At 65.6% G+C, this 13,991-nt stretch carries 15 protein-coding genes; 10 read left to right on the top strand and 5 right to left on the bottom strand.

All coding sequences use genetic code 11. From position 1 onward, the window contains the following. Positions 1 to 64 precede the first annotated feature (64 nt). Genes M0209_RS06265 through M0209_RS06255 form a run of 3 tightly spaced genes read right to left on the bottom strand, consistent with a single transcriptional unit; the run spans position 65 to position 1,254 of the window. Positions 65 to 646, bottom strand: coding sequence for an SOS response-associated peptidase (locus M0209_RS06265; RefSeq protein WP_258887431.1), 582 nt, complete (start codon positions 644 to 646; stop codon positions 65 to 67). Positions 647 to 679: 33 nt separating this feature from the next. Then, a complete protein-coding gene (locus M0209_RS06260) occupies positions 680 to 1,009 on the bottom strand; it encodes a hypothetical protein (protein WP_258887430.1) in 330 nt (109 codons plus the stop codon). An 8-nt stretch (positions 1,010 to 1,017) separates the two neighbouring features. After that, entirely contained in the window at positions 1,018 to 1,254 is a 237-nt protein-coding gene (locus M0209_RS06255) for a hypothetical protein (RefSeq protein ID WP_258887429.1), read from the bottom strand. Positions 1,255 to 1,394: 140 nt separating this feature from the next. On the opposite strand from M0209_RS06255, the gene M0209_RS06250 reads away from it, so the two are divergent. After that, a complete protein-coding gene (locus M0209_RS06250) occupies positions 1,395 to 1,583 on the top strand; it encodes a hypothetical protein (protein WP_258887428.1) in 189 nt (62 codons plus the stop codon). A 38-nt stretch (positions 1,584 to 1,621) separates the two neighbouring features. On the opposite strand, the gene M0209_RS06245 is transcribed toward M0209_RS06250, so the two are convergent. Together M0209_RS06245 and M0209_RS06240 are read right to left on the bottom strand one after the other, a co-directional pair. Continuing rightward, positions 1,622 to 1,825, bottom strand: a complete 204-nt coding sequence (locus M0209_RS06245) for a DUF5818 domain-containing protein (protein ID WP_258887427.1) — start codon at positions 1,823 to 1,825, stop codon at positions 1,622 to 1,624. Positions 1,826 to 1,889: 64 nt separating this feature from the next. After that, complete coding sequence (locus M0209_RS06240) at positions 1,890 to 2,087, bottom strand: DUF6961 family protein (protein WP_258887426.1); 198 nt, start codon at positions 2,085 to 2,087, stop codon at positions 1,890 to 1,892. A gap of 359 nt (positions 2,088 to 2,446) precedes the next feature. Here M0209_RS06240 and M0209_RS06235 point away from each other — a divergent pair, with 359 nt between their 5' ends. The 9 genes from M0209_RS06235 to M0209_RS06195 all read left to right on the top strand — a co-directional run bounded on the left by M0209_RS06235 (position 2,447) and on the right by M0209_RS06195 (position 13,926). Next, entirely contained in the window at positions 2,447 to 3,295 is an 849-nt protein-coding gene (locus M0209_RS06235; RefSeq protein WP_258887425.1) for a toprim domain-containing protein, read from the top strand. Positions 3,296 to 3,371: 76 nt separating this feature from the next. Next, a complete protein-coding gene (locus tag M0209_RS06230; RefSeq protein WP_258887424.1) occupies positions 3,372 to 7,592 on the top strand; it encodes a strawberry notch family protein in 4,221 nt (1,406 codons plus the stop codon). A 176-nt stretch (positions 7,593 to 7,768) separates the two neighbouring features. Then, complete coding sequence (locus M0209_RS06225; RefSeq protein WP_258887423.1) at positions 7,769 to 9,859, top strand: ParB/RepB/Spo0J family partition protein; 2,091 nt, start codon at positions 7,769 to 7,771, stop codon at positions 9,857 to 9,859. A gap of 76 nt (positions 9,860 to 9,935) precedes the next feature. Next, entirely contained in the window at positions 9,936 to 10,865 is a 930-nt protein-coding gene (locus M0209_RS06220) for an ArdC family protein (protein WP_258887422.1), read from the top strand. Positions 10,866 to 10,978: 113 nt separating this feature from the next. After that, on the top strand, positions 10,979 to 11,728 hold the full coding sequence (locus M0209_RS06215) for a hypothetical protein (protein ID WP_258887421.1): 750 nt from the start codon (positions 10,979 to 10,981) through the stop codon (positions 11,726 to 11,728). Continuing rightward, a complete protein-coding gene (locus tag M0209_RS06210) occupies positions 11,661 to 12,272 on the top strand; it encodes a DUF6927 domain-containing protein (RefSeq protein WP_258887420.1) in 612 nt (203 codons plus the stop codon). Before M0209_RS06215 ends, M0209_RS06210 begins: the two co-directional genes overlap by 68 nt. A 22-nt stretch (positions 12,273 to 12,294) precedes the next feature. Further along, positions 12,295 to 12,504, top strand: a complete 210-nt coding sequence (locus tag M0209_RS06205) for a hypothetical protein (RefSeq protein ID WP_258887419.1) — start codon at positions 12,295 to 12,297, stop codon at positions 12,502 to 12,504. Positions 12,505 to 12,878: 374 nt separating this feature from the next. Next, positions 12,879 to 13,232, top strand: a complete 354-nt coding sequence (locus M0209_RS06200; RefSeq protein ID WP_258887418.1) for an antitoxin Xre-like helix-turn-helix domain-containing protein — start codon at positions 12,879 to 12,881, stop codon at positions 13,230 to 13,232. Positions 13,233 to 13,242: 10 nt separating this feature from the next. Next, positions 13,243 to 13,926, top strand: a complete 684-nt coding sequence (locus tag M0209_RS06195) for an RES family NAD+ phosphorylase (protein ID WP_258887417.1) — start codon at positions 13,243 to 13,245, stop codon at positions 13,924 to 13,926. Positions 13,927 to 13,991: the final 65 nt, after the last annotated feature.

The raw sequence follows: 13,991 nt of genomic DNA, 5'->3' as shown, positions 1-13,991 counted from the left end.
CGCTTGTTTTGAACCATCAGCGCCTGGGCTTTCAAGACTGACAGACGCGTTGAGTCATCGCCTACTAACTGACCGTCATCAATTGCGAAGGGTAGGGCGTTGCCAAGGCGCAAGCCTGGGCGAATTCGCCCGACAGCCACCCCGCGTAATCGTCCTCGTGCAGAATGACCGGCATGGCTTTGGGATGGATCGGGGCGACGATCGGATTGGGCTCGCAGGTCAGGAACGCAAACGCCGGATCCCCCTCGGTCGGCCGCCAGACGCCCGCAAACGCAAAAACCGGGCGCGACGGGATCGCGAACCAGCGCTTGATCTTGCTCCCGGCTTCGCCTTCCCATTCGCAGAACTTGGTTACGGGCACGAGGCAGCGCCGGTCGGGACGGCCCAGCGTGGTGCGCCAGAACGGGCTGGCGAGATTTCTGACATTGGTAACGGGGGCGCGGGCCGCTGCGGGCGGCGGAAATCCCCATCGCATCATTTCGACGACGCGACCCTCGCCCGTGTCGCGCACCACAGGGGCGAGGGATTTCGGGTAGAGATCCTTGTCGCCCGTAAAGTCGAACGCCGGTTCCCGGGCTTCGAATGCCCGCGCAATTTCAGCGCCCGTGACTTTCGAGGTGTAGAGATTGCACATGCGGCGCAGCATGACAGGCGTTGCCGCATTTGTCAGCCAGTCCGGTCAGGACCGGTAGCGCGACACGATTTTCTTCCAAGCGCGCTCTTCGGGCATCGGCAGCGGCTCGCCGGTCGGCGCCTCTCGGGTCAGCTCGAGTTCGGGATTCTTGATCTTTTTCGGGGCCACCATCGCGCAGCGCGAACACCAAAAGCGTGAGGGCACGAGCTTGAGCGCATCGTCCCAGCGCCGCCGCTCGAACAGCCACCACAGCCCATGTGGCTGGAAGATCCGGATATGGCGGCAGCGCCGACAGGTGAGCTTGATGTTGCGGCGATGCAGCGCACACTCGACGACATGGCGTATAGCGGGATAATCGGGCCAGTTCTCGGCCATAACGCACGCTATGGCGCGGGGACAGAAAGCTCGAAGAGCGGCAAAACACAGGCGCTTTCCTGATCCGGGGCGGCATTCAGCGAGCTGTGACGAAGCCGTTCGGCAAGGCGGCTCGTCAACGCACCAATGGCGACCGCGCGCTCACCCGCATCGGTGGCGCCAAGCTGAGCAATGCGATGCGCGGGCGTCGTGCAGAGGGCTGCATCGATATCTGCGGCGAGTTCCTGTTCATCGATTCGGATCATGCGGATAGAGAGAACATAAAAGGAACATAGCGTCAATCTTTGTCGATGCCGATGCGGCGTCTCGCAAATCGCTTTACGGTCTCGACGTGCCGCCAGAAGCGGCGCACTCTGTGACCGGCCAACCAATATGGGAGAGCAACATGATCCGCAATTTCCTGATCGCTGCATCGGTACTGACACTGGCAGCTTCGCCGGTGTATGCCGCGCCCTGCAAGGACGCGAAGGGCAAATTCATCAAATGCCCGACGGCCCCCGCCAAGCCGGTCCGCTGCAAGGCTGCCAATGGCAAATTCGCCAAGTGTGGCACACCGGGCGCCAAGCCCGTCTAAGGTGCCGGTTGCCCGCGCGCGGCGTGCGCGGGCAGTCGCTACCGGTCGATCGCACTCTCGATCTTTCGGACATCGAGCAGGTCGAAGCCGCCGCGTATACCCTCGACGGTGACGCGCCGACCGAGCAGTGCCTTGGGGCTGCGGGTCAAATCAAGCGCCCAGACCCCGCCGCCATCGACGTGCAACTCATAGCCGCGCCGCGCCATCATCAGCAGGCCGGTCGCGCGATGAAGCGTCCCCATCGGCATGCTTACAGCGGGCCCGCGTTCGTCTGAAGCACTGCCCGGGCGGTTCGTCCCCAAAAGTTCAATTCAGCGGTTCCCTGGTTATCATCGCCCCGAGGCGCTCGATACGATCGGCAATCGCGTGCCATATGGCCGCGCCCCTGAGATCGCCGACATCGGACAAATCGGCCGTCCGCTTGTTCGCATGCGCCCGCGCCGCATCGCCGTGCTGCTGCACGAGGAGATTGGCGCACGCCCAGAGTTCGCGGTCTTCGATCATGCCGTCGGCCGAATAATGTCGGGACCGGGCGCAGAATGCAATCGAGCGCGACGCCGGTCCCGCACGACTTGGTTTCGCCTCGACCATGGTAGGGGCGTCTTTCGGGCGCAGCGGACCGCGCGCACCGGCATTTATCCCCGCGGTCGCGCCCCCTCGCAGGTACGCCGGTCACGGCCGCACGGTGCTTTTGGCGCCGGGACGCGCGCTGCTGCGTCGAATGTCCGGCAAGATCGATGAGGCGCGCCAGGCCCTCGCGCCGACGGCTCGTGCGACCCGCGCGTCGGTACAGGCGCGGCCCTGCGCGCGCGCGGCGCCGATAAAGAGAAGAGGAAGGGGGACGGCGATCAGGGAGACTTTCCATGCGCCTCACCGCTTACCGTCCGACCGCCGAACTCGTCCGCCTGGTCGATGCGCTCGGGGGCAGTTGGTCGGGCTATCGCGCACTTTGCCGCTGTCCGGCCCATGCCGACAAGACGCCGAGCCTGTCGGTGCGCCAGGGTGATCGCAATATTCTCGTTCACTGTTTTGCCGGGTGCGACAGCATCGACGTCTTGCGTGAGATGGCGCGCATTGCGCGCCTGCCGTCGGCGTACGCCGTCGATCGCCGCGATCATGAGGACCGTCCGAACGCCAATGTCCGCCGCTTGTGGGATGAAGGCGTCGACGTCTCGGGCACGCTTGCCGCCCGCTATCTCGAGCGGCGTGCCATCGAAAATCGTTTTGCGGCGCTGCGCTTTCACCCGCGCTGTCCCAAAGGGAAAAAACCCAACACGGTATTTGCGCCAGCCCTTATGGTGGCCGCCACGACCGACGCCGAGCTGCTCGCGATCCAGCGCATCTTTCTGGCTTTCGATGGGACCGCCCTCGAGAAATTGATGATCGGTCGTCCCGGTGCCGCCAGCTGGCGCGGGCTCGCGCCCGTCGATGGCCGCCTGGCGATCGCCGAGGGTTTCGAAACCGCCGCGCGTTTCACCATGCGGACCGGGATCCCGTGCTGGGCATCGCTCGGCGCGGCGCGTTTGCCGCTGATCGCGCTCCCGGCCGAGCTTACCGAACTCGTGATTGCCGAGGACGACGACGCCGAGGGTCGCGCCGCGGGCAAGCGCGCCTGGCATGCCTATGCCCGTCCGGGCCTTGCCATCCGGCGCATGCCCCCGCCGCGCCGTGCCGGTGCCCTGGGCGACAATGATTGGGCAAGGCTCGACTGAAGCCCGGGAGAGAAAAGGGGATGCTGGGGAGCGGGCAGGCGATGGACGTCCTGCGCCTGACAAAAGGCTTTTTCGTATGATCGACCTCTTCGAAACCGCTGCCCTGGCCGATATCCAGGCTGGCGACCTCATTCTGGCGCATCTGGCCGACAAGGGGTCGATCGACAGACCGGCGCTCAATGCGGTGATGTGCGACGCCTTTGGCGGCGGCAATGCCGACGGCCGCTGGACCCAGCGCGACAGTTTCGAGCTCCTCGAACATGGCGTGGCCCGCCACCTCGTCGCCAATGTGAGCCCGGTCGTCGGCGTCGACGATGTCCGGCGCGCGATCGCCTTCGCCCGCTGCCTCCCGACCCAGACCGTGCGCAGCGAAGACCAGCTCGAGTGGCAACAATTCTCGACGCCGGTCGATATCGCCGCGCTGGTCGCGCTGCTCGCACAGGCAAACCCCGACGATGTCGTGCTCGAGCCGAGCGCCGGCAATGGTCTGCTCGTTGCGCAGTTGCCTGCCGTCGCCGCGCTGCAGCTCAACGAACTGGCGCATGAGCGCCGCCGCCGTCTTCCCCATGTTTTCCCGAGCGCCACCCTTACCGGTCACGACGGCGCGATGCTGGCCTCGACAATGGCACGCGCGGCGCGTCCGTCGCTGATCCTGATGAACCCGCCCTTTTCGCGATCGCTGGGTCTTGGTGCCGACGCGCTTGCAGCGGTCCGTCACCTCCAGGCCGCGCTCGGTCGGCTGCGCCGCGGCGGCCGGCTCGTGGCGATCATGCCCGACTGGTTCAAACCTTCGGCCAAGCTGCACGACGTCTATGCCGCCGTGCTTAAGGGAACCAGCGTGCGCAACTGCCTCATTCTGCACGGCTGCTATGGCAAGCACGGAACCGGCATCGATGTACGGGTCTACGTCATCGACAAGCTCGAAGGCCTGAGCGAAACCGCCACGCTCTGCCGGTCGTCGCTCGACGCCGTGCTCGATGGCGTCACGCTCCACGCGCGTCCGGCATGCGCCGACGAACCGGCATCGCCACGACCGGCCGTCCGGACCAGCGGCATCGGCCTGTTCCGGGCAGTGAAATCGACCCCGGCCCCGGTCGCGCCGAGCTTTCGCGCTGCGGTTGCCAACAATGTTTTACCGGTCGCCTATACTGCGCTCGATGAGCCCGCGCCGACCGGCACACAGGCCGGGGATTATCTTCCCTATCGTCCGAGCCGGGTCATCTTCGACAGTGCCGGCGATCATCCGACGCCGCTGGTCGAATCCGTGGCGATGGGATCGATCGCGGCCCCGATCCCGCACTATGTACCGTCGCTGCCCGAGCGTTGCGTCAGTGCGCGGCTGTTGTCGGCCGCCCAGCTCGAAACCGTCGTTTATGCCGGCGATGCCTGGACCCGCCAGCTGCCCGGCAGCTTCGTGCCCGACAAGGAAGGCGTCGGTCTCGACATTGCCGATGACGGACGCCGCTACCGCGAAGGCTATTTTCTGGGCGACGGGACCGGGGCGGGCAAAGGTCGCCAGATTGCCGCCTGCATCCTCGACCAATGGCTTAAAGGTCGCCGTCGCGCGATCTGGGTGTCGAAAAACGAAGCGTTGCTCGACGATGCCCGGCGCGACTGGACGGCGATCGGCGGGCTTGCCGGCAATGTCCAGTCGCTTTCGAGCTGGAAGATCGACGCACCGATCACGCTCGATCAAGGTGTGCTGTTCGTGTCCTATCCGACGCTGCGCTCGCAGCGTCAGGATTGCAGCCGCTTGCAGCAACTGCTCGACTGGGCAGGCCCCGCCTTCGACGGTGTGATCGCCTTCGACGAAGCGCATGAAATGGGCGGCGTCGCTGGTGGGCAGGGTGCGCTCGGCAAGACCAAGGGCTCGCTCCAGGGCATTGCCGGCGTGCTGCTCCAGAACCATTTGCCAGACGCGCGCGTTCTTTACGCTTCGGCAACCGGTGCCTCGGACATCAACAATCTGGCCTATGCGGTGCGCCTGGGTCTTTGGGGCCCCTCGACGGCCTTTGCCACGCGCGAGGCGTTCATCATGTCGATCCGCGCCGGCGGGATCGCGGCGATGGAACTGGTCGCGCGCGATCTTAAAGCGACCGGGCGCTATGCGGCGCGCGCGCTCAGCTTTGCCGGCGTCGAATATCACATCCTGCGCCACGATCTGACGCCTGAGCAGATCGCGATCTACAATATTTATGCCGATGCCTGGGCGATCATCCATCGCAACATGGAATCCGCGCTCGAAATCACCAACGTGGTCGATGCGCTCGAGAACAAGACGCTCAACAGCGGCGCCAAGGCGGCGGCGCGGTCGCGTTTCGAGTCGACCAAGCAGCGCTTCTTCGGGCAGGTGCTCCTGTCGATGAAGCTGCCGACGGTGCTGCGCAGCGCCGAGGCCCATCTCGCCGAAGATAAATCGGTGGTGATGCAGCTTGTCACCACCGCAGAATCGGTGCTCGACCGGCGTCTCGGGACGATGACACCCGAGGAACGCGCCGACCTCGATGTCGATCTCAGCCCCCGTGAAGCGGTCATCGACTATCTCGCCCGGGCCTTTCCGGTGCGCCAGATGGAGATGTACGTCGATGACACCGGCGAAGCGCATTCGCGGCCGATGTCCGACGAGGCCGGAAACCCCGTGCACAACCCCGATGCCGAGGCCCGGCGCGATGCGCTGATCGAACACATCTGCGGCCTACCGCCGATCAAACCCGCGCTCGATGCGGTGATCGGCCATTTCGGGCCCGAGGCCGTCGCCGAAGTGACGGGCCGGACGCGACGCATCGTGGAGGGGCCGGGTGGCCAACAGCGGCTTGAGAGCCGCTCGGCACGGGCAGGGCAAGCCGATGCCGCTGCCTTCATGCGCGGCGACAAGCGCGTCCTCGTCTTCTCCGATGCGGGCGGCACCGGGCGGTCCTATCATGCGAGTTTCGATGTGCTCAACCGGCAGCAGCGCGTCCATCTGCTGCTCGAGCCGGGCTGGCGCGCCGATCGCGCGATCCAGGGGCTGGGGCGCACGCATCGCACGCATCAGGCGTCTGCCCCGTTGTTCCGTCCCGTCACGACCAACTGCAAGGGCGAGCTGCGTTTCACCTCGACGATCGCGCGCCGGCTGGACAGTCTGGGCGCGCTGACGCGCGGCCAGCGCCAGACCGGCGGGCAGAATCTGTTCGACCCGGCGGACAATCTTGAAAGCGACTATGCCAAGGCGGCGCTCGTAAGCTGGTTTCACCTGTTGAACGCAGGCAAGCTGACCTCGACGACGATGGCGCATTTCATGGAGGTGAGCGGTCTCGAGCTGCTCGACAGCGACGGCGTCCTGAAGGAGGATCTGCCGCCGATCCAGCGCTGGCTCAACCGGTTGCTGGCGCTCCGCATAGACCTCCAGAACACGATCTTCGACGAGTTCCTGGGACTCGTCGAACGCCGTATTGCGGCGGCGCGCGACGCGGGGACGCTCGACATCGGAGTCGAGACCATTCTCGTCGATCGCGCGACCGTCCTCGAGGATCGGTTGCTGCGCACCGACAGCGCCAGCGGCGCGACGACGCATTTGCTGACGATCGAGATTGCGCGCAAACGATTGGCGATCGGGCTGGCGCGTATCCAGGCAGTCGCCGCGGGCGAGGCCGAAGCCGAATATCTGTGCAATACCAAGTCGGGGCGCATCGCGCTCAAGCTGCCCGCCCGCTCGTTCGTCGACGAGGAAGGGGCTTTCCTGAAGCGCGTCGCGCTGCAGCGGCCGACACGCTGCGAACATATGCTGGCGAGCGACCTTGCCGAGAGCGCCTGGGAATCCATCGACGTCGCGCGTTTCGACCGGCTCTGGGCCGAGGAAGTCGATGCAGCTCTGGCGGCGCTCGACACCGAGACGATCCAGCTGGCGACCGGCCTTCTCCTGCCGATCTGGTCGGCGCTGCCTTCGGATCATCTGACCGTCAATCGCATTGCCGACAATGATGGGCGTAGCTGGCTCGGCCGCCTTGTCTTCGACGCCGATGTCGTGAAACTCTTCACCAAGCTCGGGATCGAACAGGCCGACAACCTGCCCGCCGACAAGATCGCGGCGGCGGCCCTGCGCGGCGAACCGGTGTCGCTCGTCCGCCCGTTCGAGATGACGCTGGCACGGCGGCGGGTGAATGGCGAACTGCGGCTCGAACTCAGCGGCGCGCCCGCCGACCGTGTGCCCTGGCTCAAGTCCCTCGGGTGTTTCACCGAAATCATCCAGTACCGGACGCGCGTGTTCGTGCCGCGCGAGACAGCCGAGGTCGTGATCGCCGCCGTTGTTGCAACCTGAGCGACAGATGGATCCGCCAGATCGCGCCAAACTGATTGCGCCAGATTGATTGCGCCGGACTGATCGCAACGGGCGGATCGGACCAGACCGATCGGGCCGGGGCTCCTGAGAAAGGGAAGGGGAAGCGGGGCGGGGCGATCCGGTGCTTGTTCCGGATCGCCATCAGGAGAACTCCCGTGTTCACAACCGTTCCACTCTCCAAGCTCCGCCTGAGCGGCGCGAATGTCCGCAAGACCGGACCCCGCAGCATCGAACAACTTGCAGCCACCATCGAGGCTCATGGTGTTCTGCAAAATCTCGTCGTCACGCCGCTCAAGAAGCCGCGCGGCCATTTCGAAGTGTTTGCCGGCGGTCGTCGCTTCCAGGCGCTGACGTTGCTCGCCGAGCAGGGCAAGATCGACAAGGATTTTCCGGTTCCGGCCCGCGAGAAGACCGCAACCGACGCTGAGAAGACCGAGCTGTCGCTCGTCGAGAATTTCGAACGCATGGCAATGACGCCGGCCGATGAATGCCGCGCCTTCCAGGACTTCATCGCCAAGGGCGACGATCTCGACGCGGTCGCCACGCGTTTTGGTGTCACCCGGCGGTTCGTCGAAGGCCGTCTCCGGCTTGCCAATCTCGCCGACCCCATCTTCGCCGCATTGCGCGAGGGCACGCTGACGCTCGACAAGGCCAAGGCTTTTGCCTCGACGGACAATATCGAAAAGCAGCTGCGCGTGTTCGAGACCTATGGGACGCAAGGCTATTACAGCGCCGACACGATCAAGCGCGCGATCCAGCATGAGACGATGCGCGCCACCGACGCGATCGCACTCCTCGTCGGCGAGGAGGCGTATGTCGCCGCCGGGGGCCATGTCACCCGCGACCTCTACGAAACCGATGGCGACCGCTGGACAAATCCCGAGATCGCCGAACGCCTCGCCGCCGAGAAGATGACGGCCGAAGCGACGCGTATCGGTGCGGAAACCGGCCTTGCCTGGATCCGGCCCATCGCCACGACCAACACCTATAACGAGGCCGCATCGCTCTACCGCGTGTCTGTCCCGCAGCGCGATCCGACCGAGGCCGAATCCGCAGCCATGGCGGCGATCGAAGCGCGCCTCGACGAAATCGAAACCGCGATGGATGAGGACGGCCAGGACGACGGCCATTATGAGGCGCTCGAGGCCGAATGCGAGGCGCTTCGTCTCCGCTACCAGACGCTCGACGATCGCCCCGCCGCGCTCGATGACGCGCTGAAGAGCAAGATCGGCGCATTCCTGCTCCTCACGCCGAGCGGGGCGCTCGTCCTCGACACCAGCTATTACAGCGAAGCGCCGATCGGCGAACCCGGCGAGACCGGACCGGTCACCACCGCCGGGGGACGGATCAAATCGCCGCCTGCGGTCGATGCGACGGTGCCGGGCGGCAAGCCGCTCAGCGCGAAGCTGTCGGATTCGCTTGCGGTCCAGCGGCGCGACGTCCTTGCTGCCGCGATCCTCGCCCAGCCCGCGCTCGCGCTCGACTATGCGCTGTTCGCAATCGTCGATCCGCGCCACGCAGCTTACGGGTCGACGATCGCCAGGCGTCGCCCCGACGATCCGGTTCCAGCGCGCGACGTGCCGCCAAGTCGGGCGCGCGATTATCTCGGCGAGGTGCAGAGCGAGCTCGACAGCGGATGGACCGAACACGCGCGCGAGGTCGACCGGTTCGACGCATTTCGCGCGCTCGACGACGATGCCAAGGCTGCATGGCTGGCGATGGCGGTGGCGACGTCGCTCGAGGCCAAGTGCAGCTTCGGTCATCGTACCAACCCCTTGCAGGCAAGGCTGGCCGAATTGCTCGAAATCGACGTCGCCGCCTGGTGGCGGCCGACCTCGGAGAACTTCTTCGACAAGGTGAGCAAGTCGACGCTGCTCGCCATTCTCGCCGACGTCGGCGGACCCGCGCTCGCTGGGCGCTATATGCAGTCGAAGAAGGGCGAAATCTCCGGATCGTGCCAGACGCTGTTTGCCGGTCATGCCGTCAGCGAACCCGAAATCAGGGAGACGGCGCTCGCCTGGCTGCCCCGGGCGATGCAGTTCGGTACCGGCTCGGGCGCGCCGATCGTCGAGGGTGTCGATGACGCCGCCAAAGACACCGTCGAACGCGGGGGCAGCGTCGATGGAAGCGGCATCGATGACGCTGGGGATGGCGGAGGCGAAGCCATCGATGAAGGCGATGCCGTCGTCGCCGACGATGCCGAGGCCGGGGACGTTTCTGTCGCCGAGGATATCGTTGCCGCCTGACGACGCCTCCTCCTCCTGAAACCTGTGCAGCCGGGAGCCCCGCGCTTCCGGCTGCGCTTTTGCACGCGAGGCCCTCATGCGCCCGAAACCACGCCAACGCGATATCGCGGCTGAAATCACCGCGCTCATCATTGCCCGCATCGAGGCCGGAACCCTGCCCTGGCGACGGCCCTGGACATCGGGCAGCGGCGGTCGCCCGCTGCGCCATTGCGGGACCCCCTACACGGGGATCAATACGCTCTATCTCTGGGCCGTCGCCGATGCGCTCGGCTACAAGAGTCCGACCTGGATGACCTACAAACAGGCATCCGAACTGGGCGGCCAAGTTCGACGGCATGAAAAGGGCTCGATCAGCGTCTATTATTCGTCGTTCACCCGGGACGACAGCGCATCCGACGCAGCCCCTGGCGATACCAGGACGATCCGCTTCCTGCGCGCTTACACCGTCTTCAACGTCGACCAGATCGATGGGCTGCCGGCCCGTTTTTATCCCGGCGACGCGCCGCCGCCGGCGCTGACTGCGTCGGCACGGCAAGCCGCCATCGACGCGTTCTTTGCGAACATTCCCGCCAGAGTGAGCTATGGCGGCAGCGAGGCCTATTACGACCGCATCGCAGACAGCATCAACATTCCGAACCCCGACAGCTTCGTGTCTGCCGATCATCTTGCCAGCACGCTCGCGCACGAACATGTCCATTGGAGCGGCCATGCCGACCGGCTCGCCCGGACTTTCGGCAAGAAGTTCGGTGACGATGCTTACGCCCGCGAGGAACTGGTTGCCGAACTCGGCAGCGGCCTGATCTGCGCCGATCTCGGGCTCCCGAACGACCTCCACGACAGTCACGCCAATTATATCGGCCATTGGTTGCGCGTGCTTCGCGCCAACAAGGCGGCGATCATCCAGGCCGCATCGAAGGCCGAACAGGCCTATCAATTCCTCAAGGCTTTCGGCGAGGCCGGCTCGGCCACAGAAGCGACAGATCACAAGGCAGGTGCCGAGGCCTGACAGGCGTCGACCGGCTCCCGACCACGAGTTCGCGGCGCGCTGCGCGTCACGGCGACCGGGCAAGAAAGCGAAGAGGGAAGCGAAGGGCGAACAGCAGGGGAGGGCGCGCCGCCATGACGTACGATATCGACTTTCGCTTCCGGCTCGCGCTCAATCCCGAAGGCCTGACCACCATGCGGACAACGCTGAGCGCGATCGGCGATGCCATCGAGGATGCGCGCAACGCGGGGAACGATCCCGAAAGCGATCCAGCGGTCAGACTTCTGGCGCGACACCTTGGCCGGATCGCATCCGTCCGCGCTGGCGATGACCGGTGCGCCGACGATACAAAGCTTCGGCACGACTGCCTGACCCGGATCGACGCCCTCGCTGGCCAGCCGTCAATCGTCGTGCTCGCCCGCCGCAGCATTGCGCCCGATGCCGCCGCGCGCCGCATTTTCTGCCGCGAGGCGGAAGCGCAGCTGGGCGCGCTCGCCGCCGCGTTTGGTGAACGCGCCGCAGCAGAATTGAGGCGCGGCCCGGACAGCCTCGGCAGGACCGATATCGTGCTCGTGACGCCGACGCTGTCGGTCCGCGTGACGACAGACCTGCCGCGCCCCGGTGCCGAGGTCGCGTATCGGCGCAATGACGGTGCAAACGACGGGGCAAACGCGCGCAGCCGGACCGCCGATATCGCCGTGTTGCTCGATCCCGTCCAATTCGCGCGCCGCATCCGCCGCGAACTCCACATCGCAGACGACCGCCAACCGTCACCCGTCTGCCCCACGAAAGGACCCGACCATGGGCTGGCTGACGATGACCCGCGAACATATGGGCAGCACGACAACCCCGAAAGCCTATCTCGATGCCGCGTTCACCCATGAACGCGCGCAGGACGATGGATCGACGCGGGGTCTTCGCGTGCTGCGATCCGCCTATGTCGACCGGGTCTATTATGCCGCAGTCCAGAGCTTTGTGCATCGTGACGGTACCGAGGCGACCGAACCCGTCTTCGCCATCGTCTGTCTCACGCGCTGGACACCGAACGCGCGCGACGGCCATGTCTTCGGCTATAAGGACATGAGCGAGCATGCGGGACCGTGCGAAACCGGGTGTCCCGAAGCGATCCTCGCGATGCTCGGACCGACGTCGAGCGACTATGCGCGCGCGTGGCGGCAGCGCTGCCGCGCCACGATCGGACGCCGCAAGCGCGCCATCAGCGACGGCGACCGGATCAAGTTCGCGGCACCGATGCGCTTCACCGACGGCCATGAGGGCGACGAGTTCACCGTGCGCCGCGTCGGCCGCCGGCTGACATTGATCGCCCCGCATGGCGGCCATTATCGCGTTACCCGGCTGCGTGATCGCGACTGGTCGATCATTCCGCAAACCCGAGTCCATGCCCCGGTGTTCGGTGCACGGGACTGATCCGATTGGAAGGAGACCCGCCATGTCCGCGCCCCCGCTCGTTCCGCGCTCGACGCGCCGCGCCGATCTGTGCAGCGGCGAACATGCCCGGCGTGTCGCCGCCCGCCTGTTCGAGACCGGCCACGAAGACATTTCGATCGTCCGGACAAGCAATCCGTTGCAACCGCTTCGCGTATTGCGCTCTGCCGATGTCCTCGACCGTTCGGCCGAAATCGTCGTTGTCACCAGTTGACGTGCCGATGGCCGCCGCACCCGGAACCTTTGGGCGATCGGTTCCTCCCACGCGTGCGCCTCAGCCGGCGCCGGCCCGGCGCATCAGGCCACATCAGGTTGAAATCTGTTGCATTGAGCAGCCGGGCTGCGGTCCTGACGGATCACCGACTGCCCGGGGATGTCCCCGCACCGAGGCCGAAAACACTTGGCCCCAGATTGTGTCGGCACGTCGCGCGCTTCATATCCTACGACGGGCCAATCCTTGACATCGCATCATGTGAGGCACATATTCGCATCAGGAGACGCGCTATGGTCCATGCTGTTCAACACGAGCGCCTGCCGGTCAAGCCGGTCGGATTGCAAAACTTTGCTGTCGAAGAAGACCGGCAGCGCTTGACCGCTGCCGCGGTCAAGGCGGTGTTGCGCCTTGTGGCTGCATGGGACGGCAGCAACGCCGAAGGCGCTGCCTTGCTGGGGGTCTCCGAAAGCACCTGGGACCGGATGAAAGCCGGCAAATGGGACGGTGTGCTCGGTCAGGACCAATTGACGCGCGCGTCTGCTTTGATCGGCGTCTTCAAGGGCCTGCATTTGCTGTTTGCCGACGACATGGCTGATCGCTGGCCCAAACTTCCCAATCGCGGCCCGGTCTTCGATCGCCTGACGCCGGTCCAGGCGATGATCGAAGGCGGAATCCCGCGCATGCTCGAAACGCGGCAATATATCGACGCCCTGCGTGGCGGGCTCTGACGACGCTTTCATGGACGGCGTTCCGCTGGTGCGGGACGCGTTCCCCCGAACCGTGCGCCTCGTCGCCAGCGCGCGGTTGCGCGCAGCCGTCTTGACGCCGCTCGCCGACGACGAAGACGAGCTTGCGCTTCTCGCCGAAATCGAAGGCGCAACCAGCGGCCGCCTGATCGCCGAGGAACGGGGCTACGCTGGCTTGACCGCCGAAGAACTCGTGCATGGCGTCCCGCACGCAAAGTTCATCAACGCCAGCTTCGCTTACGCCAAACCGCGCGCGCCGATGCGTTTCAACCCGGCCGCGCGCGGTGCCTGGTATGCCGCCCTTGCGGTGGAAACCTGTCTCGTTGAAGTCGGCTATCATTTGAGCAATGCACTGGCAGACGCGGGCGATTACACTGCCGTCGTTGATTATGGCGAAATGCTGGCGAGCATGGCCGGGGTGTTCGTCGACCTTCGCGGGTTACCCGATCATCCGAGCCTCGATCCGGATCCGGCCATCGGCTATCCCCGGGGCAACGCTCTTGCGGCGACGGCTCGGGCAGGTGGTCACAACGGACTCATCTACCCCTCGGTTCGCCATGCCGGCGGGACGTGCATCGCCGCGCTCTGGCCCAATGTCGTGCAATCGGTCGTGCAAGCCGATATGTATCGCCTGACATGGTCGGGCACGTCCGCTTATCGCGTGGAGAAGCTTTGACTGGCCGGACCCTGCGCCAGGCTCGTCAGGCACGCGTCGTCGATGCCCCGTGCCGGCACGGCCTT

The organism is Sphingomonas sp. SUN039 (assembly GCF_024758725.1).
Classification (GTDB): Bacteria; Pseudomonadota; Alphaproteobacteria; order Sphingomonadales; family Sphingomonadaceae; genus Sphingomonas_O.
Note: the sequence above shows the minus strand (reverse complement) of the source record. Positions and strands in the feature narration are given on the sequence as shown.